The sequence below is a fragment of the Paenibacillus sp. FSL E2-0201 genome, from assembly GCF_037963325.1.
In the GTDB taxonomy this organism is placed as follows: Bacteria; Bacillota; Bacilli; order Paenibacillales; family Paenibacillaceae; genus Paenibacillus_AQ.
Genome location: NZ_CP150154.1, coordinates 5,157,342 through 5,179,320 on the forward strand (window position 1 = coordinate 5,157,342; position 21,979 = coordinate 5,179,320).

At 47.2% G+C, this 21,979-nt stretch carries 13 protein-coding genes; 2 read left to right on the forward strand and 11 right to left on the reverse strand.

Annotated elements, in window-relative coordinates; genetic code table 11:
• Positions 1-8: 8 nt before the first annotated feature.
• The 10 genes from floA to NSU15_RS23405 form a co-directional block, all read right to left on the reverse strand.
• Positions 9-1,010, reverse strand: coding sequence for a flotillin-like protein FloA (gene floA / locus NSU15_RS23360; RefSeq protein WP_042130335.1), 1,002 nt, complete (start codon positions 1,008-1,010; stop codon positions 9-11).
• Positions 1,011-1,073: 63 nt separating this feature from the next.
• A complete protein-coding gene (locus NSU15_RS23365) occupies positions 1,074-2,459 on the reverse strand; it encodes an NfeD family protein (RefSeq protein WP_339287697.1) in 1,386 nt (461 codons plus the stop codon).
• A 217-nt stretch (positions 2,460-2,676) separates the two neighbouring features.
• Positions 2,677-3,120, reverse strand: coding sequence for a GatB/YqeY domain-containing protein (locus NSU15_RS23370; protein ID WP_042190953.1), 444 nt, complete (start codon positions 3,118-3,120; stop codon positions 2,677-2,679).
• Between the two features lie 15 nt (positions 3,121-3,135).
• The gene (gene rpsU, locus NSU15_RS23375; protein ID WP_036657994.1) at positions 3,136-3,309 is read right to left on the reverse strand and encodes a 30S ribosomal protein S21; all 174 of its coding nucleotides are present in this window, start codon (positions 3,307-3,309) and stop codon (positions 3,136-3,138) included.
• Between the two features lie 140 nt (positions 3,310-3,449).
• Positions 3,450-3,809 carry a histidine triad nucleotide-binding protein gene (locus NSU15_RS23380; protein WP_042130338.1) on the reverse strand — a complete coding sequence of 120 codons (360 nt, stop codon included), beginning with the start codon at positions 3,807-3,809 and terminating at the stop codon, positions 3,450-3,452.
• Between the two features lie 366 nt (positions 3,810-4,175).
• Positions 4,176-7,592, reverse strand: coding sequence for an SMC family ATPase (locus NSU15_RS23385; protein WP_339287698.1), 3,417 nt, complete (start codon positions 7,590-7,592; stop codon positions 4,176-4,178).
• Between the two features lies 1 nt (position 7,593).
• Complete coding sequence (locus NSU15_RS23390) at positions 7,594-8,775, reverse strand: exonuclease SbcCD subunit D (protein ID WP_339287699.1); 1,182 nt, start codon at positions 8,773-8,775, stop codon at positions 7,594-7,596.
• 40 nt (positions 8,776-8,815) lie between these two features.
• The gene (gene addA, locus NSU15_RS23395) at positions 8,816-12,949 is read right to left on the reverse strand and encodes a helicase-exonuclease AddAB subunit AddA (protein ID WP_339287701.1); all 4,134 of its coding nucleotides are present in this window, start codon (positions 12,947-12,949) and stop codon (positions 8,816-8,818) included.
• On the reverse strand, positions 12,946-16,458 hold the full coding sequence (addB, locus tag NSU15_RS23400; protein WP_339287702.1) for a helicase-exonuclease AddAB subunit AddB: 3,513 nt from the start codon (positions 16,456-16,458) through the stop codon (positions 12,946-12,948). The genes addA and addB overlap by 4 nt, the downstream gene beginning before the upstream one ends.
• Before the next feature lie 821 nt (positions 16,459-17,279).
• Positions 17,280-18,074 carry a MerR family transcriptional regulator gene (locus NSU15_RS23405; RefSeq protein ID WP_339287703.1) on the reverse strand — a complete coding sequence of 265 codons (795 nt, stop codon included), beginning with the start codon at positions 18,072-18,074 and terminating at the stop codon, positions 17,280-17,282.
• Positions 18,075-18,469: 395 nt separating this feature from the next.
• Between NSU15_RS23405 and NSU15_RS23410 the strand changes: the two genes are divergently transcribed.
• Positions 18,470-19,144 (forward strand): DUF4097 family beta strand repeat-containing protein, encoded by a 675-nt coding sequence (locus tag NSU15_RS23410; protein ID WP_339287704.1) that lies wholly within the window; start codon positions 18,470-18,472, stop codon positions 19,142-19,144.
• A gap of 280 nt (positions 19,145-19,424) precedes the next feature.
• Here the strand turns inward: NSU15_RS23410 and NSU15_RS23415 are convergent, their stop codons facing one another.
• Positions 19,425-20,849 (reverse strand): class I SAM-dependent rRNA methyltransferase, encoded by a 1,425-nt coding sequence (locus NSU15_RS23415; protein ID WP_339287705.1) that lies wholly within the window; start codon positions 20,847-20,849, stop codon positions 19,425-19,427.
• Positions 20,850-20,948: 99 nt separating this feature from the next.
• On the opposite strand from NSU15_RS23415, the gene NSU15_RS23420 reads away from it, so the two are divergent.
• The gene (locus tag NSU15_RS23420; protein ID WP_339287707.1) at positions 20,949-21,935 is read left to right on the forward strand and encodes a Na/Pi symporter; all 987 of its coding nucleotides are present in this window, start codon (positions 20,949-20,951) and stop codon (positions 21,933-21,935) included.
• The last annotated feature ends 44 nt before the right edge of the window (positions 21,936-21,979 follow it).

Below are 21,979 nucleotides of genomic sequence, written 5' to 3' on the forward strand. Positions count from 1 at the left end.
ATCCCCTTTTATTTGTTATTGTTAGGACGATTATTGTCGTCCTGATCATTCATTTTGCCGAGGGAGCCGCGCATTTGCGTATCCGCCTCAATATTTTTGATGTTCATGTAGTCCATCACACCGATTTGACCATTTCTGAGCGCCTCAGCCATCGCCATAGGTACCTGAGATTCAGCTTCAACAACAAGCGCCTTCATCTCAACTACACGCGCCTTCATCTCTTGCTCATGAGCAACAGCCATTGCTCTGCGCTCTTCTGCCTTGGCTTGCGCAATACGTTTATCCGCTTCTGCTTGCTCGGTTTGAAGATAAGCACCGATGTTCTTACCCACATCGATATCCGCAATATCAATGGATAGGATCTCAAAAGCAGTTCCTGAATCCAGACCTTTGGACAATACTGTACGGGAAATCAAATCCGGATTCTCCAGGACATCTTTGTGTGAATCACTCGAACCCACTGTTGTTACAATCCCTTCACCAACACGGGCAATGATTGTTTCTTCACCTGCACCACCCACGAGACGGTCGATATTGGCACGTACAGTAACACGTGCTTTTACCTTCACTTCAATCCCGTTTTTAGCGACAGCCGCAACAACTGGTGTTTCAATTACACGAGGGTTAACACTCATTTGCACAGCCTGAAGTACATCGCGACCTGCAAGATCAATAGCCGCTGCACGAGTGAATTCTAGAGGAATATCTGCACGTTGTGCTGCAATAAGCGCATTAACAACCCGGTCTACGTTACCACCAGCGAGATAGTGACTCTCCAGTTGATTAATATTCAATCCAAGACCTGCCTTAGTCGCTTTAATCATTGGATTAACGATGCGACTTGGTGTTACTCGACGCAGTCTCATCGCCACTAGTGTAATAATGCTGATTCTTACCCCTGACGCCAATGCTGAAATCCAGAGCATGACCGGGAAGAAGCTTAAAAATACGCTCAACAAAATGATCACGACTACCGCGATGAACAAAAAAGTAATTAAAGATGCTTCCATAACCTTATAACCTCCAGTAAATTATTGTGGAGCTTCAATTCTTCATACCCTTTATCTTTTACCTTATTCCTTAATTTCCTTCACCACAATCCGTCCGCCCTCAACTTTTACAACTGAGACCGGAGCATTAACGCTTATAAAGCTGCCTTCTGTAACGACATCTACCCGCTCGCCGCCAATCATAGCTGTTCCGGATGGACGAAGTGGCGTAATACTATTTCCTATAGCTCCAACTAGGCTTAACTTCTCTTCAACAGGAACAAATCCCTGATCTTTAGAAAGCGTATCCTTCAAAATAAACCTATTCCAAATTCCACGTTCTTTAAATGCGACAGCCACAATCACAATGACTACAATAGCAGCCGCGAATGCGATACCCAGACTAAACAATGCATGTGTAAAGCTGTATGCTGCGCGTACGACACCTGCCACAAGACTCACGGAACCGAGTAACCCCAATATCCCAAAGCTCGGCACGAACAGCTCCAGCACAAGCATGACAAGTCCGATTATGAATAAAAGCCAAGTCTCAGATCCGGCAAACCCTGCTACAGAATTTCCGAAAAAATATAAAACAAAGGCTAATGTTCCAATTATCCCAGGTGCACCAAAGCCCGGTACGATCAACTCAATCACAATACCTGTGATCCCGATGAATAACAGAATCGTCATAATAATCGGATTCGTCAGAAATTGCGACATTTTCTCGGCACCCGTATGCTCCACACGAAAAATGTCATCTGTAGTATAACCTAACCAAGTAATCGCCTCTTCAGGAGTGGTTGTAATTTGATCAGCATAGCCAGCTTTTAAAGCTTCTTCACTAGACAAGGCAATAATTTCGCCCTGCGCTTTAGATACCCCTAGATCCGGCTTATCCACAACTAAATTACTATCGACCATTCCCGCAGCAATATCAGGATCACGCTCATTTAGAGCAGCGGCTCCAATCATTTTCGATTTCCAGTAGGACACCATCTTCGCGTCATCTACTTTCTGGCCGCTACTATCCACGAGAGATGCTGAACCGATCATGCTGCCCGGCTTCATGATGATTGCACCTGCGTTTAGTGCTATGTAACTGCCTGCAGAAGCGGCATCACCTTTAATAAATGCAGCTGTTGGTATGTCACTATCTCTTACCATGGTCCCAATCTGTTCTGCTGAATTCACCAATCCACCCGGTGTATCCACCTCAAGTACAATTAGAACTGCGCCATAATTAGCAGCTTCTGCAAACCCTCTTTCCAAAAAGCTTTGCAGACCTCTTTCAATTTTTTGATCAACCGGAATAATAAACACAGGGCCTTTCTTCATCTCGCCACTTGCAGCTTCCGGCGCTTTTGGAGCTGTTACATCAGCGCTTACATTCGGGATAAACGGTGTTAATAGCAGTAACAGCAAAACAACGGGAATGCTGGCTAACATTATTTTCCGTAATCTTTTCAATGTTTTTACCTCCCTTCTTCAACTTGACCCGGGACACATAAACGTTATTACGCTGAAAACGGATTTACGTTTCAAAACAAGCTAAAACGCCTACAGCGTCCAAATAAGGACGGTAAGCGTTTATGCGAGAATTATAAGGATAAAGTATGGTGTGAAACTAATAATTTCTTATAATTCAAAGAAAAGCACCCCTTTTACAAGGGGTGCTGGCGCTATATTATTGCAGAAATTGTTGAACCGCTTGGTTCACGAGTTTACCATCGGCGCGACCTTTGACCTTAGGCATCAGTGCGCTCATGACCTTACCCATTTCACTTTTCGAAGAAGCACCGGTTTCCTGGATGGTCTGCTGTACAATTGCTTTAATTTCTTCTTCGGAAAGTTGCTCGGGAAGATACTTAATAATAATCTCGATTTCTGCCTTCGTACTCGCGGCAAGCTCATCGCGACCCGCTGATTCAAATTCTTGGAGGGCATCTTTGCGCTGTTTGATTTCACGACTAAGGATATCAAGCACTTCGTTGTCGTCCAATGTTCTCTTCAAATCTATTTCAAGATACTTTATTGTAGAACGAACCATTCGAATCGTGGAGAGCGTGAACTTGTCCTTACTCTTCATCGCTTGCTTCATATCTTCGTTCAATCTCTCGCTAAGATTCATGCGTGGGTAATCCTCCTAAAACTTTCTCTTACGAGCAGCCTCAGACTTCAGCTTTTTCTTAACGCTTGGCTTTTCGTAATGTTTGCGTTTCTTCACCTCAGCCAAGACACCATCTTTTGCGATGGAACGTTTAAAGCGACGAAGTGCAGCATCAATTGTCTCGTTTTTGCGAACTTTCGTTTCAGACACAGTTTCCCCTCCCTCCGACCATACCGTCCAAGAGCATAACACGGTTTATCAAATTCCATTATAGGTCAAACGGAAATAGGGTGTCAACCTTCGTGTTATTCTTTTTTTCTGGCAAGTTCTTCAACATTTAATGATTGTACTTATGCGTGAGAAGCTGAGTTTCCTGTAAGAGCTCCCAGCTTGGCCCCACCGAGCAAGTGATAATGAAGATGAGGCACAGCTTGTCCACTATCCGGACCACAATTATTGATCAAACGATAACCAGACTCAGCAATCCCAAGGTCGATAGCGATCTGTTGCGCTACACTGTGAATTTCTGCAATCAGCGGAAGATCCTCAGGTGTGACATCATTCATGGAAGCAATGAACTTCTTTGGAATGATCAACACATGTACCGGTGCAGCCGGCTCGATGTCGTAGAATGCAAGAATACGTTCGTTTTCAAATACTTTTTTGGAAGGAATAGTACCCTCAATAATTTTGCTGAACACGGTCTCCATAGAGTGCTTGCCTCCTAAAAATTGGTGAAATTTTGCTTCATCATAAGATAATCATACAGGATAATCACCAATTACGAAAGACGCTAGGAGATTCAACATCCACTCTCTAAAACTGTATCTATTACAGAATGAAATTCCTTAACAAATTAAGTCGTTCTATAAAAACACCCGTAGGTCTAAAAAAGGCAAAAAAAAGAGAAACACCCTTCACAGCTTATAAAGCTGATTCGGCGGCGGACGTATGAAAAGGAGTACTTTCCCTGTCATACGTCCGCCGAGGTGTTTCTAAAGTAATGTCGGCTTAGCTGTATTATAACAGCGCGATGATACTGTATCTGTGATATCAATCACACAGTTTAAAATCCTTCACATTTTTTCCAAAAGGATACGAGATCCTCCGCCGCCCTGTTCAGCAGGAACTACTACCAGCTTACGCGGTAATCTTGCACGAAGCTCTGGGACATGGCTGATAATGCCAACCGACAGCTGATCGTTATGCAATCTTTCAAGTGAAGTAATCACTGTATCCAGCAGCTCTGGATCGAGCGTACCAAACCCTTCATCCAGAAAGAAAAACTGCAACGGATATTGTCCGCGGAGCTGGATCTGAGCTGAAAGAGCAAGTGCCAGGGAAAGGGATGTGAGGAAGGTCTCTCCACCAGACAGAGTTGAGACAGGTCTTCTTACCCCGCCGTTCCCGTCATCTCGGATTACAAAGCCGCCACCCAAATCAACCTCCAGCGCATAACGCTGTTTGCTCAGGAAACGAAGCCGCTGAGAAGCGGACTGACACACCTGCATCAACTGCTCCTCCGCAATGTACTCAACAAAGGCATTCCCACGTAAGACGGTCTGCAGTTTGGATAGCTGATCTTGCAAAGAAGCGTGCTCAATCCGCTGACCTTCAAGCTCCATCCAGCGAATATGCCGATGCCGCAAATCCTCCAGATCACGCTCTGCACGTGCTCTAGCTTGTAGAGATATTTCGTCCTCAGTCTTGCTTTCTCTTAAGGTGATCTGGCTTACTTGCCATTCCTCTTCACTTAAGCTGGCCCCATCAAGCTTCTCTTCAATGTTACGTAGCTGCAAGGAGACCTCAGCTTCCTCGGCACGATGAGCACGTACCCTGGAAGAAGCCATTTCCCGTTCTTCGGGTGTGAGCGCTGCCCCTTCAACCTCAGCAGCTGAACTAAACGGTGAAGATGCCAAGCTTTGTTCCCAATGACTGGTAGCTGCTACGTAATGTTCACGCGCAGATTCTGCAGCCTGGCGAGAAATTGCAGCTTCCTTAACCTCATGCTGAGCCTTCTCCGCCGCCGTGAGATGCGATTGCTTACTTGCCTCCAGAGCCGTTAACAATTCCTGCAGACGTCCTTCACACGCCGCTAGAAGAGGAGCTGCCGCGCGACCATTCGTCCACTCCAGTAGACGCTGATCTTTTTCGCGTTGCAATTCTTCCTTCCCTTCGATCTGTGTGATCCACTGGGCCAGCTCTTTGTCCAACCCTGTTATGGTCTCTTGAAGGCTCTGCACTGAAGCACTCTTCTCTTCCAGAAACTTGACGCTGATATCAAGACGCGATCTAATTTCTTCAGCTTGTGCATCCTTCGCAACCAGCTCACGATAGGCTTGTTCTACTTCACCTGGTGCCAAATCCGGGAATTGCTGTGCCCAGTTCTGCCGCATCGTCGTTAGCTGCGCGCTGAGTTCCTCAGCTTTGGCGGTAATTCCTTCCACCCAGCTACGTTCACCATCGACACCTGCTGCTTCTTTGAGGCACAGCTGCTGAACCTCCTGCATTGATTGCTGCCATTGTACCGCAGTTCGGCGCAGTTCACCGGACTGACCCTTTAATGCCAAAAGTGCAGCTTCAAGTTCTGACAATTCTTTTTCCCCGGGAATAGACACATCGGTTGAAGGAACTTCAGCAGTACTGACTTCTGAACCTGCAGCTGCAGGGTGATTTGCCGCTTCAATAACTTCATTTCCAAATACCTGCTCCAGCCATACTTGATCCTGTTCACGAAGACCGCGGAACAGATGACGAGCTTCTAATGCCCGTCTGGATAACGCCCTAACTTGCTGAAGCTTCATTTCCAGTTCCTGTTGCTCTAAGCTATCCTGCAACAATGCAGGTGCAGGATGATGCTCACTGCCGCATACAGGACAAGGTTGCCCTTCTTCCAGCTCCTTAGCTAGTGCAAGGGACAATCTGTGAAGCTCTTGATCCTTCATAGCTGCTTCCAATGCACCAATATGTTGCTCTAGGCGCTCCGCTGCGGTGCGCGCAGCTTCTTCTGCTGCCAGCAGCTTCTCTTGATGCAGCGCCGCCTCGCGGATCAGTTGCCCGCGAGCAGCTTCCTGCGACTCGCGACGGCCCTCGGCCTCCGCGAGTCGCGCCTGCGCAGCCGCCAGGGCAGCGGCACGCTCGAGGCGCTCCTTCTCAGCCTTATCCCACTGGGATTCGGCGGAGTGCAGCCCTTGCAGTCTCTGCATCGCTTCTTGCAGAGACTGCCGCTCCTGGGAGCGGACACCGAGCGGCTGCAAGCTCTGCTGCAGCTCTTGCTGGCGCTTTTGGCCCTTGGCCAAAAGCTCACGCTCCCGAGCCATGCCCTCCCGCAGCTCCGCTAGCTTGCGGGAGGCCTCTTCGCGGCGCTCACGCAGAGCCGCGAGTTCGCGCCGTAGCGCCCCGAGCTCGGACTCGAGCTCGAGCGCGCGGCGGTAGGTGCCGGCCCCCTCCCGGAGGGCCGGCTCTTCCGCCGCAAGCGCGGCCTGCGCAGCAGCCGCGGCGGCAGCGGCACGCGCCGCCTCCTGCTCGGCGGCGGCGGCCAGCACCTCTTGGCCCTCCGCGCGGGCCAATCGGCTCTTAAAGGCTTCTTCCGCGCTGCGCCATGCTTTCAGCGCGGGAAGCCTTGCCTCGGCCTCGTCAGCTTGGCCGAGCTTCTGTTCAAGGAGGAAAATCTCCTCCTCCTTGGCGAGCAGCCCCTGCCGCTGCAATTCGCGGCGGGTGCGTTCCTCTTGGAGCTCGCGAATACGCGCGAAACGCTCCGAGACCTGCAATGCCGCCTCAAGCTTTCGGCGGCATTCCGCAGCATAAAGGGTGGCCTGCTCGAGGCGCTCCGCCGCTGCCTCTACATCCTCTTTGCCTGCGCTGCCAAGCCCCTGCTGCTCAGCGATGAGCGCGCGGAGCGCCGCCTCATTCTCCTTCACCCGTCGGCTAAGCTTGATTGCAAGCTGATCGCCATACTGTTCCAGATGGAACAGGCGCTGCAGCATTTGCCGACGATCTACGCCACGAAGCGATAAGAATTCGGCAAATTTCCCCTGCGGCAATACAACCGCTCGCGTGAAATCATCCATTTTTAGACCGATATGCTCCTCCACGCAGCGCGTAACATCTGCGAGCTTATCCGCCATGACGTTATCCCCGTCAGGTGTAATCTCAATGAAACGGCTAATCGTGTTACTGACGGTTTGCTCACCTGTCCGTTTGAACTTCCGTTCAACACGATAACGATGTGCCCCAGCGGAAGAAGTGAGCTCAAAGGTAAACGCCACGCTGAGTGAATCCTCAGAGTGATTCATAATCCCCTGTGTTCCATTAACAGCGCGCTCCACTTTCCCGTACATCGCCAAAGTAATAGCATCCAGCAAACTGGATTTACCGCTACCTGTTGGTCCAAAGATCCCGAACAGCCCCGTCTCACACAGACTTTCAAAATCTATTTCTTGCATTTCTCTATAACTCTGTAATCCTGCTACTTTTAATAGAATAGGCTTCACCTTAGTTCTCCCCTCCTTCCTCTGGCTGACGCCGTTCTTCTTCGGTTAGCTGTAAGAACAGCTCTATCAAGCTGTCTTCCGGCTCCGCTCCACCTGTCTGACGCTGATAGAATTTACGGAATAACTCTTGCACAGGCATACGCGAACGGGAAATTTGTTCGAGCTCCATCTCCATTTGCGGGTAGATCGGACGAATATGAATGATCCCCTCGCGTGACTTGCGCAAGCGTTGAATATCGTTCATCGACATAGCCTCACTAAGCCGAATTTCCAAATCTATAAAAGCAGAGGCATCTCTGCCTTCATCCAGCCAGGTATATACCTCCTGTAATCCGCCAGTGGAGCTCCATCGTACAAGTGGACGCCCACAACGAAGATAAATTTCTTCGAAGGTCGGTTCACCACCCGGCGCAACATCAATCAGCGTCACCGACTTGGCTTGCCCTGCTTCAGAAAAGCTGTATGCCAGCGGGGATCCGCTGTAACGGATCATTCCTTCCCCCTTAACTCGCTGTGCGCGATGGAGATGACCCAGTGCCGTATATTGCGCTCCACAGGCCAAAGCAGAAGGATCAACAGTATAAGCTCCGCCCACTTGAATTGGACGTTCCGAATCACTTTCCACTCCACCAAGCACATAAATATGGCTCATCGCCAAATTCACGGTCTTTGGTGTGAATTCCCGTCCCAACAGCTGCATGAGCTTGCCTACCCGCGCGCTGTAAGCCAGTCGAAGCTCCTCTTCCCCGCTGTCTCCAGCAAGAAGTTCACCGAGACGTGCCTCCGAGGGATAGGGAAGGGCTGCGATTTTAGCAATCTCACCCGTACGCGCAGCATGAATAGTCACTGGCTCAGAAGTAGGAAGACCCACCAATGTAATCCCCTGTCTTAATACAAGCGGTGAAACAGAAGATACGCGCTCCGGTTGGTCATGATTTCCGGCGATCACAACAAGTGGTCTTCCCCCTGAAGTCAGCCTAGCAGCAGCTTCATAGAATAGCTGTTCTGAAGCCGCTGGTGGATTAACGGAGTCATATACATCTCCCGCCATCAGAATCAAATCCACTTTATGAAAATCGGCGATCTCCACCAATTCATCTATGAACTGCTCTTGCTCCTTCTGCCGGCTTCTTCCTTCCAGCGTTCGGCCGAGGTGCCAATCTCCCGTATGCAATATCCGCATCTTCGTCCTCTTTCCCCGCTCTATGCGGCAATGAATAGATTTATAATTTCACAGCATGTCCGCCGTCAAAAAAGTACAGCCAAATTTCGCTGATCGGTTCTCCCAAAATATCATGTAATGCCTTGCTGTATAACTCTAGCTGAAAACGATATTTTTCCTTAAGCGCTTCTATCCCACCCTGATGTTCTAAAACAGAGTCCGTCTTATAGTCTAGCAGAATGATCCGGTCCTCTTCACGGAACAGACAGTCAATCACCCCTTGGATCAGCACAGCTTCACTAAAGCTTTCATTATGATTCTCTGGGTTTAGCTCTGATACGGCTTTATTCATATAATCGAGCCCTCGATAAGCCTCGTCTGCGGGAACCATATAACTGAAAGGCATTTCTCTAAGCTTCCAAGAAGAATCTATTAATCTACGACCAAGTTCATTCGTATAAAAGGCCTCTATCTGAGCCGGTTCCACCGCCTCCACCTGCTCAGCAGTTAGAATAGCCACTCTCTCTAGTCGTGCTAATGTTTCTTCCACAACCTTAGGGTCAACTGAACCCTCAAGCGGAATATGCTGCATAACTGTATGGTAGGCTGTCCCGCGCTCCGCTGGGGTTAGACTGCGTTTCTCCATAAATTTCGGACGGCGTAAATGAAGACTGTCTGCTCCTGCCACATTTGTACGTTTATTGTTTTCTGTTGAGGTAGCAGGGCGGCCGCCTTCCTCTAGGAGATCATAAGAAGGCTGGTCCTGCATCGACAACAAAGCTTTTAACTCTGTAACAGAGGTTTTGGCAGGAATGCCAGAGGCAGCCGTATACGGATAAGGCCATTCTAGTCTTCTGGCAATCTCTTCGCTATTCTCTGATCTATAAACATTTACAGATGCACCTTTTTGAAGCGCCTTGAGTACAGTTAGACGTTCTTCTGCTTTGTCTTCAGCGTTATCCGCTGGAAGGAATGCCCCTGAATTCAGGTCCGAAGCATTCTGTACAGTGATGCTCCAGTTCGAGATATCGCTGTGCAGCACTGTCGAGACAGTACCTTCTGAACCACCTAGCTTACGAAGAATAGCCGCTGCCGGATGCCGGATCAATGCCGGTCCAACCCAGTCCAAATAGCTACGTCCCCGGGCTAATAAATGATCAGCAAGCAACAATTCTTCCCGATTCTGCACACTGCTCCAGCTAGCGATTTTCCTTGGTAAATCTCTTACGGTACCGACTAGAATCATCTTATCTCTCGGGCGAGTTAAAGCTACATATAATACCCGCATTTCCTCAGCCAATAATTCAAGTCGTGTACGACGATTAATAGCCAAATAAGGAAGCGTTGGGTAGCTGACACGTGTTTCCCGCTCCACAAAACGTGGTCCGAAGCCGAGTTCTTTGTGCATCAGGAATGGAGAGTGCAGATCCTGCCGATTAAACTGCTTCGCCATACCCGCTATAAAAACAACAGGGAACTCCAAGCCTTTGGATTTATGGATGGTCATTATTCTGACCCCATTGCCCTCTTCACCACCACCACCTGCTACACCAAGATCTCCGCCATTCTCACGAAGCCGTGAAATGAACACCAGAAAACGGAACAACCCACGCGCCGCAGTATCATTCTCAAATTGAACCGCCCGATCATATAAAGCCTTAAGATTGTTCTGGCGCTGCGAGCCTCCAGGCAGTCCTCCAACCCACTCCAGATAGCCGCTCTCACCATAAATACGCCAGATCAGCTCACTGAGACTGCCTTGTCTAGCTGCATCTCTCCAGCTATCAAGCTGTCTCAGGAAATTCTCAAGCTTACGCTTCAACTCTGGGTTGATCTGCGGTACAGCTTCACTTTCTGCTCCTACATCATGAACGCCATTGTCAAAAGAGGCCTCATTAGAGAACGTATTTATATCAGCTGTGCTTGCGGATTCCATTTCATGGGCTGAGAAAAGATCGTACTCTTCCTCAGTTGCTTTTACATCTTGCATGTTCACTGCCACTTTTACAGCACGATAGAAAGAACCATGGCTGCACATCCGAACTGTAGCCAGCTCCTCTTCAGATAAACCAACAACAGGTGACCGAAGCACACCAGCGAGTGGAATATCCTGCTGAGGATTATCAACTATTTTTAAGAGTGAAAGTGCAATTTCTACTTCTGTGGCTTCAAAATATCCTTTATTCAGATCTCCATAAGCAGGGATTCCCTCCATCCGCAGCTCTTCGATGATTAAAGGGGTCCATATTCTCGCCGAACGAAGCAAAATCACGATATCACCATAAATCACTGGGCGCATAATCTTAAGCCCTTTATCATAAATCAGCAGCGGGGATCCGCCATTCAGGCCAGTCATCTGTGAAATACGCCGAGCAATCGCCCGTGCTTCCAGTTGCGCAGTCTCACTCTCAATGGCTTCACTCTCCTGAAGTGGAGTCTCACTGTCCTCAGAAGTCTCTTCTACTTTACCTGCTGCCGCTCCGCGATCGATCAATAATAGCTCCGGTGCAAAAAAAGTATCTGGCCCCTTCTCTGCTGCACCCGGGAAATTCGCACCATACACAAGCTCAGCACGTTCGTCATAAGTAATCTCCGCCACAGTCTCGTTCATAATCTGCCGAAAAATCATATTTACGGCATTTACAACCTCCATACGACTACGGAAATTACGTGCTAGATCGATAACCGAACCTCCGGACGATTCATTAGGCTTATCAGATAACTCGCTTAACTCGGATTCGCCTACTGTATTGCTGCCACCTCCGGCATTATTAGAGCCAAAGCTGCGGTATTTATCCAGGAACAGCCCCGGCTCTGCCAGACGGAACCGATAAATACTTTGCTTCATATCTCCGACCATAAATCGGTTACCAGGTATTTCGCGGGAGATAAGCCGCACAATCTCTTCTTGCACACTATTCGTATCTTGATATTCATCTAACAGAACCTCATCGAATTGGGCACGGTACTCCATCGCTGCATCAGAAGGCAGGGAATGGCCCGGTAGAGAATCTGGATGACGTAAAATTTGCAGACAATAATGCTCCAAATCACTGAAGTCGACGAGACCCCGTCCTGCTTTTTCGACTCGGTAACGTTCACCGAACGCTATCACCGTCTCAGCAAGCTCTGCCATAAGAGGAGCCGCCTCATTCAGTTCTCGCAAAAAAACATCCGCAGGACGGCCAAACAATGCCTTCTGAAGATCTAAAATACTCTTCTTCACACTATCGCGCAGTTCTTTAACCATTTCCTGCAGTCCAGGATCTGTCGAATCCTTCTTACAAGCTTTCAATTTCCCAAAGTATACTTCCATGAAAATATCATATAATTCTGCCCATGGCCGTTCATTCACAGCCTCCTGCAATGCATTTACCATCTCAAGATCGGCCGTCAGATTCTCGGCATAAGGCGCCGGACCACCTGGCTGTAGCGCGATCTCTCGGCCTTGGATAAGCTGACTGGCTGCACCCGCAAGGGTCAGCTTCGCTTCTTCAAGAATACTTAGCACCCAAGGAGTCCGACCTAAGCTATCTGTGTCTGGTAATGAGAAATCAGCTGCGGTATCACGAAGCCACTGCTCTGGCCAAGGATGGCTGCGGGCATAATCATGCAGTCGCTGTATGAGCGCATGTACCGCATCATCGCTGCGTTCACCACTGAACCAGTCAGCAAGCTGTACAAATACACTATCCGCGCCATCTTCACCTACTTCACCGTATTTTTCCTCCAGTAGCTCTTGAAGCAGCTCCTGCCGCATCATCTCTGCTTCATGTTCGTTCAGTATACGGAAACCGGGATCTATAGGAATAATCTGATAGTAACGCCGAATCACTTCCAGACAGAAGGAGTGTAGTGTTGTAATCGAGGCTTTCCCGAGCAACGACAGCTGACGGCGTAAATGGTCATTATCTCCATTCTCCTCAAGCTCCCGATCGAGTGCTTCCCTAATCCGCTGGCGCATCTCGGCAGCAGCAGCTTTGGTAAACGTAGCTACTAGCAATCTATCTACGCTAAAGCCATTCTCTTCCTTGCTGATTTTGCGAATAATCCGTTCTACAAGTACCGCTGTCTTACCGGAACCTGCCGCCGCGGCAACGAGGATATCATCACCGCTCTCAGCAATGGCGCGCCACTGGTCATCACTCCATATGCTTCCTTCCGGTTTCGCTTCTATTTCAGACTTAATACTCACGGTGTAGTTCCTCCTTTGCGGGACAGCAGATCCCAAATAACGTCCTTCCCTGGCTTACCCAGATTGTTGTAGCCATTACCTTCCACGGCTTCATCGAACTGGCAGACGGGTCTAAAGGAACAGAATGTGCAGGCTGTCTCCTGCCCAATCCGGTATGGCTCAATCGCCACATCACCTTCCGTAATGCGTGTCCCGATATCCGAGATCGTTCCCCGAACGGATGATAATAAGTGCCCCCATTGCTCTGGTGTAGCTACAGAAGCACTACTATAAAAACTGCCATCAGCTTTTACTGCTACAGGCACGATAGAAGAATACCCTTTGTCTAAAGTCGTATCCATCAAGGATACGACCTCGCGGTCTGCTGTAAGCAGTCCTTTCATCTTGAAGCGTTTCAGCAATTCTTGTTCTGCCTGTTCCTTGTTCATCCCGTTAGATGAGGTTAACAGTGGGTCATGTACGTGAAAATACAGTGTCCCTGCTGGAAGCGCCGGTTGCCCGAGCCATTGCTCCGAGTACGTAAGCAGCACATCCAGATAGGTCAGCATCTGTAGCGATAATCCATAGTACACTTCATGCAGTTTGAGATCTTTTTGAGACGATTTATAATCAATTACTCGCAGAAGAATTCCATTCTCTCCACGGGCCATGTCTACACGGTCAATCCGTCCAACAACCTCCATCACACAGCCATTCGGCAGCGTAATTCTTAAAGGAGGCAACTCCTTATCCGGTCCAAAATCCAGCTCCAGCCCTACCGGCTCAAAGCTACCTCGGCGGGCATGCTCGCCCAGAATCACAGAAGCACGTCCAACAATGTTTTTTAGCTTGCGGGAAATGTATCCGTAACGTTTAGAGCTCATCAGAATTTCACCCTGTAGCATCGGCGATAAACGTTCTACCGTTTCACTTGCCTCACGCCGACATTCCTCTGGAGACAAGCTTCCCCAGCCGCGGCCCTCTTCTTTCAGTCTTACCGCCATGTCACTTAACGCAGCATGGAACAGTTGTCCAATATCAGGTGCTTGCAGCTTATATAGCTGGCGTTCCTTCAATCTAAGTCCATAGGATGCAAAATGGGAGAAGGAGCAAGCAACAAACTTCTCCATCCGGGACACACTGCCACGCAGTGTCGATCCCCCATACAATCGCAGGCTAGTACCTCGCTTTAGCTTCGTTCCCTCATTACGATAAAACAATGAACTGAGCAGACGTTTCAGTTCGAGGCTTCGTTTCTCATCAGACGCAAACCAATTATAAACATCCCACCACAATACAGGTATCTCGGTCCCTTGACGCCACTGGCGTAGCTGCATAATCAATGCACGAAGACTCTGTTCTGGATGACCAATGTAACCCAGGTGAATGGAATCTCTGACTTCATCTGGTAGTCCCGCAGAGGGAAGTGTGGATAGGATGTGCTCTTGAACCCTTGGGAACATTCTATGCAAATGACGGATTACCTCAGACGGAAGAAGAGCCTTGCCCTCATCATCAGCTGTAGCGTAGCTAATCCAGAGCTTTCGACTTCCTGTCGTTAGGGCATTATAGATCAAAAACCGCTCGTCCAGCAGTTTACGAGAAGCACCAGGAGCAAGCTCCATACCGGCGTTCTCAAGCACAGAGCGTTCGCCTTCCGAGAGAATTCCATCTTCCTTAAACTGCGCAGGCACAACACCTTCATTAAATCCAAGCAAAAAAGCGTATTTAACTCCCGTTGGTCGAGTACGATCCATGTTACCAACCAGTACTTGATCGAGCGCGGGAGGAACAAGTCCCATCTTAAGCTCAGCAAGTCCTGTCTCTAGGACTCCGGTGAACACATCAAATTCAAATCTCTCGTTGCCCATCATCTCAACGATCTGATCTAACAGATCAAGCACTGCACCCCACAGCTGACTATGTTCTCTAGCCTTCTCGGGTTGCCCCTTTTCCATAGAATCAACACTAAGTTTCTCCAGCTTACGAGCAACATCCGTCTCATCCAGCAGCTTGTACACGGCGGTACAAAGTTCAAGACCGCTTCTACTCTTCTGTATCCGTTTCTCAAAAGCAAATAAAGGACCCGTTATACTGGCACGGCATCGTTCCATCGTAGCAAGCAGTTCTTCATCCATCTGTCTGCCGCCTTCCAGCGACAAGCTAGGGATCCCTTTCCAAGAACGGCCATCGGTCCAGCGATACCCTTGAATTCCACAAGCCAGCACATAATTCTCTAAATCATCCATATCCTCACGCGTAATACTACCGTCCAGCGGAAGCAAAAGCTCTGTCTTTACGCAGCGGAAAACATCCTCGAAGCGCCAGCGTCGACGCACTATATCCAATGCGGAACGTACAAACTCTACCAATGGATGATGCAGCTCATTTACCTTCTGGTCCAGAAAAAATGGCACTCCATAATCTTGGAACAACGGTTTAATCAGCTGTTCGTAATCTCCAATATTACGCATTAATACGGCCATTTCACCATATTTTGCACCTTCATCTCGTGCCAGCCTGATCATTTCACGCAGCGCTCCCTCAACCTCTGCTCTGTGAGAAACTGCTGCACCTATAGATATTGCTTCATTTGCCAGTTCATCTGCACCAAACCAGACCTTTCGACGGTCATATCCCCTTTCGAGATGAGCAAGAGCAGGACTTTCTTCAAAACGCGGAAGAACCGCTGGCTCCAAAAGCTCGTCCCACACATCCATGCCCAGCTCTTCAGCTATTCCACGCAGTTTAATGTAAGTAACCGCAGTTGGGTGAAATAATTCAAGCTCATTCAACTGATCTCCATAGGGATAAGAGCGATCAAGTGTAAGTGAGACGGTCAACTTCGATGCTTGCTGCATTAATTCTCTAAGCACTACGAATTCCTGCGGGGTAAAGCCATGGAACCCATCTACCCAAATCTCCGCTCCACGAATGTAGGCGGAATCAGGAATATGCTCAGCTAGTTCCGCTAAACGATCCTCTTCATCGATGTAGAGACGCGACATCTCCTTCTCTAAATCGCTGAATACCACCTGTAAATCATCTAGCTTTCCTTCAAGAATAGGGCTTCTTGCAATAGCGCCTCGCATTGCAGACAACTGTTCCTCTAAATCAGTGGAAGCCAAGCAACAACGCTTCATCTCCGTATGCAGTTGATTCAGCCGTTCCACAAAACCCGGTCTGTCTGCTGAGGCACCGAACAATTTTAGTTCCTCTTTGCGACGGCGGATAATTTTATAAATTAACATCTTTTTGCCTTCTTCACTGATAGGCAGGCTAGCGCTACCCCCAGTTTCCTGTTTCACCCGATAGGCAAGCCGAGAAAAGCTTAGTGTCTGCGCCCGAATGCTCCCCTTCACATTCCCTACGGTGAGAAGCCCCCGTTCTGCTCCAAAAGAACCTTGCTCCGGTACTAGAATAATGATCGGTGCGCCAAGAGGTTCCTGCTCTAATGAAGAAGAGATAGACTCCCATATTTTTGTTGTCTTGCCACTGCCTGAGCGGCCTAGTAAAAAGGTTACCGACATAAATGATAGACTCCTTCCGTAGCGGAGAAAATGTATATGATACAAGGTGAAATACTCACCGTGTGATGATGTTCAAATGAAAAAGTTCAGTCGTTCCTCGTCCCATCAGTATAGCATAACTGCACAAATCAGAACATGCGTTTGCTAGTATTTTCTAATGATTTACAATAAAAAAGCTACGAAATAAACAGCAACTAACGTATTTTGTTGACTTGCTGTTTAGTATTTCTAGTTTGTTAATACCCGGTGCGCAACATTCGATACTTTCTGTTTGGAGCGTAGAGTTAAGGTTCGGGTTTCAACACTCAACATTTTCGCTTCTGCTAGCTACATTAATTACTTGTGGGCTCAGGAGTCGTTATTCATGAAATTTCGTGCTGTTTTTGCAACTTTTCGGACTCCAGTGAAGCTATTCGTCGCGAAAGTCCCCCATCTCGGCTAGTTTGAGGTCAATAGCGCCTTTGGAGTCCGCAACGGTCAAAATCTAGGCTTTCTTCGCTGTTTAGTTTCGTTTGAGTCCTATAGCAACTTCTTCCCTATGAACACTCTAAAGACTGGAGTCGTTGATTTAACGCCGTTTTTGAATTGAAAAATCGTTAGCTTTTGAAAAATAAGTCTTAGACTGCCGCTGTTATCGTTGAACTAACGCATACTAATCCTAAGAGGCTTATAGAGTTAATCTGCCAGTTAGGTTAATAGATAACATTGAACTATAGTTAAATATTTATCTAATCGGCGAAGTATAACGTTCTTGTCCTCAGTCAGGGGCAAGAAACGTGATTCCTTAATCAAAAAAAGCCGCTAAATTAGCGACTTTCAATCTAACATGTGCGTTTCTTAATGAACAGTTGTATCTGATAATCCCACTGCAATATTCCAGTCACAATAATGTTATGAAGAACAAAATCTGGACACACATCGTATTCCGTCTTCGCCCTTTCAAGTAACTTTTGTAATACAGCATCCTTATTCTCTTCGGTACAAATTGCACACAGATAGTCCCCTTCTGGTAGTACAGTCAGCCCCTCTAAAGACGGATATTTCAAGCAAACAGCAAATAATCGTGTTATTCCTTCAGTCGTGAACATTCCTGCCATATCTTCAAACAGAAATTCTGAATGTAGAGACGTTTCAATTTGTTGATAGAAATGTCTGTGATAGTCCCATAAATTCTTAAGTGTGGGGCTTTCCATTTTATTCGAAAGCATAATTACCCTTTCCTCTATATGTCTGACAAAGTAATTTTCACTTTGACTATAACCGTCGTGGAACTTATTTTCATAATGTAGATAGGCACGTTTAATTTTCGATTTTGCATACTGTAGACGAGCAATTTTATCGTCTGCTCTTTTTTCTGCTTGTTTTAGAAATGCAATTACTTTAGAGAGATCATTCTGCTGCAAAATATCTTTAATATCCATTAAAGTAAGATCCATTGCTTTAAGCAGTTCAATGGTTTGCAGCTTTACGAGCTCCTGCTCGGAATAGTATCGATATCCCGATAATTCATCTTTATGGCATGGCTTGACTAATCCAATACGATCATAGTGCCGCAAGGTCTCAGTGGTCATCTCTACGATCTCTGCTGCTTGCTTAATTGTAAAATAGTTCTTCATATCTACCCTCTTGACCTTTTTGTAACACAAAAGTTTATGATGATTAAAACATATGCGACTGATAAACGCAACGAAATACAAAATGAATTTATTACCAGAAAGGAAGGCAAACATGAAGAACTAAACCATGTATCAAAGGATTATCAAACATTTATTGCTGTCTATGCAGTCATATTGGTATGGTTGGCTGACAGATCCTACTTTAGTGACTATCATTTTGTGTATTTATTCCAATCTAACCCTTGCAACATATTTGGTAGACTTTTTCAAGATCATTTGTTCAACTCTACTGCTTTGTTGCATATCGGAACTTGTCTGCATAGCAGCTTAAGATTGGCATTGGTAGGACAGGCTATATTTAAAAGAAAAATGATTTAACGAAGGAGCGTTTTATAATGAAAAGTACTGCAAAAAAATCACTAACTACTATAGGCATATTGCTGACACTATTGATATCATTAGCAGGATGTTCCTCCGACTCCACTTCCATGGAGGAAAAAAATTACACCATACCTGCCCAAAAGATTGATACCTTAACAATTGATGTAAAAGATAAAAAAATAAATATCCTCCAATCTAAAGATGAACAAATTCATATTGTTTACTATGAAAGTGAGAAAGATTTTTACAAGATTGATCTATCTGACGATAAAGAACTGTCAATGGTAAGTGACAGTAATAAGGAATGGAACGACTATATCGGAGGAAAAGGCTCGCAAGTAACCAGAACTATTCAGGTATGGATACCTGATGCAACTTTAAAAAATTTGAGTTTAAAAACATCAAATGAAAGTATCGTATTACCAACAATCATGTTTTTAGGGACAGTGGAAGTAAACATAAATAACGGAAATATCCAACTGGACAAATTGAATGTAGGGACGGCTATAACCCTTGAAACAAAAAACGGAAATATTAGCGGTTCAATTTCAGGGTCATATGATGATTTCGCGATCTTAAGCAAGGTAAAGAAAGGTGATAGCAATTTGCCTGCCAATAAAGAGAATGGTTCGAAAAAATTATCTGCTTATACAAATAACGGCGATATTACCTTACAATTTTCTGAGTAGTGATGTACCCGAGGGCCAAAATTAAGCTTGATCGTGACTTCCTTCAAAATAAAGTATAAGCCGCATTACAGCGGCTTATACTTTCTGGATTACATTCGGACTCAGGAGTCGCTATTCATGAATTTCGTGCTGTTTTGGCAACTTTTCGGACTAAGCGGACAAATCTTGTTAATCCCGAATTCAACTTTTTCAGAACATAACAAAAAATCCGTAAAAGGAGACCTCAAATGAGGACTCCTTTTACGGATTAAAATCCATTACCTATATGTGAACAGCCAGCTTATTTCTTACTCCGCACTTCAAAAATTGCAAACTTCAGATAATGCCCTTCGTTAACGCCTAGAATCTGCGGATGGTCTTTCCCTGCGGCACGCCATTCCACAAGTCTCAATACTTTACCAGCATCTTTTGCTGCGTCTGCAATCGTTTCGAGGAATAGGTCCGGCTGCATGTGGTAAGAACAACTTGCGGTAACCAAATATCCACCTTCATTTACCAGCTTCATGCCATGCAGATTAATGTCCTTATAACCGCGGCATGCACCTGCTACTGCACTTTTAGTTTTGGCAAACGCTGGAGGGTCTAGGATAACTACATCCCAAGTTCTGCCTCCACCTGCTGTCATCGGTTTGGAGGTATCGGTTTTGGTTGCTTTGCCCCCAGATTTAGCATTTGTAGTCGCTGCTGTTGATTCTGTTCCGCTTGCAACCGTCGCCCGCTCTGAACGTTCCTCCAGCCCCTTAACCTGATTGCGCAGATAGGCAAAAGCATCATCCACTACAAATTCCACTCGATCACTAAAGCCATTCAGCTCCACATTGACCTTCGCACTCTCTATAGCATGAGCGGAAACATCTAGGCAGGTTACTTTTTTCGCGCCATATTTGCATGCATGCAGAGTGAAGCTGCCTGTGTGTGAGAAGCATTCCAGCACTGTAGCACCGTCCCAATAAGGGAAGGTTACGTGTTTACCACTCTTATTTACCGGCAAATTCTGTAGCGAGCCATCTTCTGCTTCGATTTCTTGCAGTGTTATGCCGCTTCGTCCACCCCAGCCCTTCATGAGTGGCGCAATGGATGCTCTATTCTCACGCTGATCAAAGAAATAACCTGTCTTCTGGCCTTCTTCGATATCTACTACCAGCTTCAAGCCATTCTCACTTACAGTAACATGCCGTGGACATTCCCCGTATAGCACCCCTGTAGTCTGCTCCATCCCTTCCAGCTCGCGCACGCTAACATCACTGCGTTCATAAATACCACGCGGTGCCATAACCTGTACAAGTGCTTCAACAATCTCTGTACGGCGCTTGTCCATTCCGAGTGTAAGCAGCTGCACAACTAGAATATCCCCGAACCGATCCACAATAAGCCCTGGTAAAAAGTCCGCTTCACCATATACCAAACGGTAAGCATCTGCTCCCGGCAGGAACCGATTTCTATGCTGCAGACAATTTTCGAACCGCTCAGCGAAAAAAGCGGTGTCCATGATAGCCAAAGGTCCCTGTGATACAATTCTCACCCGAATTTGTGATGCTGGATTGTAATATCCTACAGCCAGAAACCGACCTTGATGATTAAGGACATCAACCAATCCCCCTGCTTCCGGGTTTCCTTCTACTGATGCCACTTCACCTGCGTAGACCCATGGATGGCCCTGTTCTAGTCTCTTTTTGCGATTGCGTTCTAAAATAACCGATGCCAATGACTTCAACTCCCTGTTTTTCTAAAAATGATTTTATACATGTCCTACACGTTACTTTCATATATTGGTGTACAACCCTCGTCCAAAGGAGTATGCCCTATGTTCCGTGATCTGCTTTTCCCTATCATATATGGTCTTGTCATTTTTCTGGCTGGCATGAAGCTAATGGAAACCGCGTTGTCCAAGCTTGCAGGCCCTCTGTTAACTACAAGCCTGAATAGGGCTACCTCTACACCTATTAAAGGCTTGATCGCAAGCAGTGTATTGTCAGCCCTGCTTCAGAGCAGCACGGCTGTAACTGTGCTCACGATCGGCATGGTGAATGCCGGCCTGCTCACCTATGCCCGTACACTTGGCATTATCTTAGGCAGCAACATCGGCACCACTTTGACCACAGAATTGATCGGACTTCACATCAACTCCATGGCCTCCCCACTGCTGGCTGCCTCGCTGAGTCTGTGGGCAGCAGCCGTTATAGCTGGGGAATTACCGCATACGTCACGAGCGGCAGTACTGTGCCGGAAAATATCAGAACCGCTGCAATTCATCAGCCTGGCTGTATCAGGATTCGCTCTAGTCCTATGGGGAATCGCAGTCATGCAGTCCATCGGCGGGACACTTCAGGAGAGTGGCCTATTCCTCTGGTTCCTGGATCATGCTGCCACAAGTGTCCTGTGGGGACTAGCCGCTGGCGCCTGTCTAACAGCCCTGCTACATAGCAGTGCAGCGGTTATTGCCATGGCAATGAGCATTGCTGCCTCGGGTGCCATGCCCCCAGAGCTCGGCATAGCCATCGTGCTCGGTGCTAACGTCGGCACCTGCGTCACAGCTGTCATTGCTTCCATCGGCGGCTCATCATCTGGTGTCTTCGTCGCTTGGTCGCATGTAGCCCTTAACATTGGCGGAGCGTTGTTATTCCTGCCACTTATCGGGCCCCTACAAGCAACTGCTGCATGGATTGGCGGAGGGGTCGCCTCACAAATCGCCCATGCACAGACTATTTTTAATGTAGTATGCTCGCTAATCGCACTCCCATTATGTTACCTGCCTGTATGGTCAAGACTGGAGAAACGTCTTCAATCGTAACGATATACTGTAACGCCTAAAACCCAAACTTTCCACAACTGTAC

Coding starts and splice junctions, on each gene's coding strand:
- floA (WP_042130335.1), bottom strand. CDS start 1,010: ATGGAAGCATCTTTAATTACTTTTTTGTTCATCGCGGTAGTCGTGATC.
- NSU15_RS23370 (WP_042190953.1), bottom strand. CDS start 3,120: ATGAATCTTAGCGAGAGATTGAACGAAGATATGAAGCAAGCGATGAAG.
- NSU15_RS23380 (WP_042130338.1), bottom strand. CDS start 3,809: ATGGAGACCGTGTTCAGCAAAATTATTGAGGGTACTATTCCTTCCAAA.
- NSU15_RS23390 (WP_339287699.1), bottom strand. CDS start 8,775: ATGCGGATATTGCATACGGGAGATTGGCACCTCGGCCGAACGCTGGAA.
- addB (WP_339287702.1), bottom strand. CDS start 16,458: ATGTCGGTAACCTTTTTACTAGGCCGCTCAGGCAGTGGCAAGACAACA.
- NSU15_RS23405 (WP_339287703.1), bottom strand. CDS start 18,074: ATGAAGAACTATTTTACAATTAAGCAAGCAGCAGAGATCGTAGAGATG.
- NSU15_RS23410 (WP_339287704.1), top strand. CDS start 18,470: ATGAAAAGTACTGCAAAAAAATCACTAACTACTATAGGCATATTGCTG.
- NSU15_RS23420 (WP_339287707.1), top strand. CDS start 20,949: ATGTTCCGTGATCTGCTTTTCCCTATCATATATGGTCTTGTCATTTTT.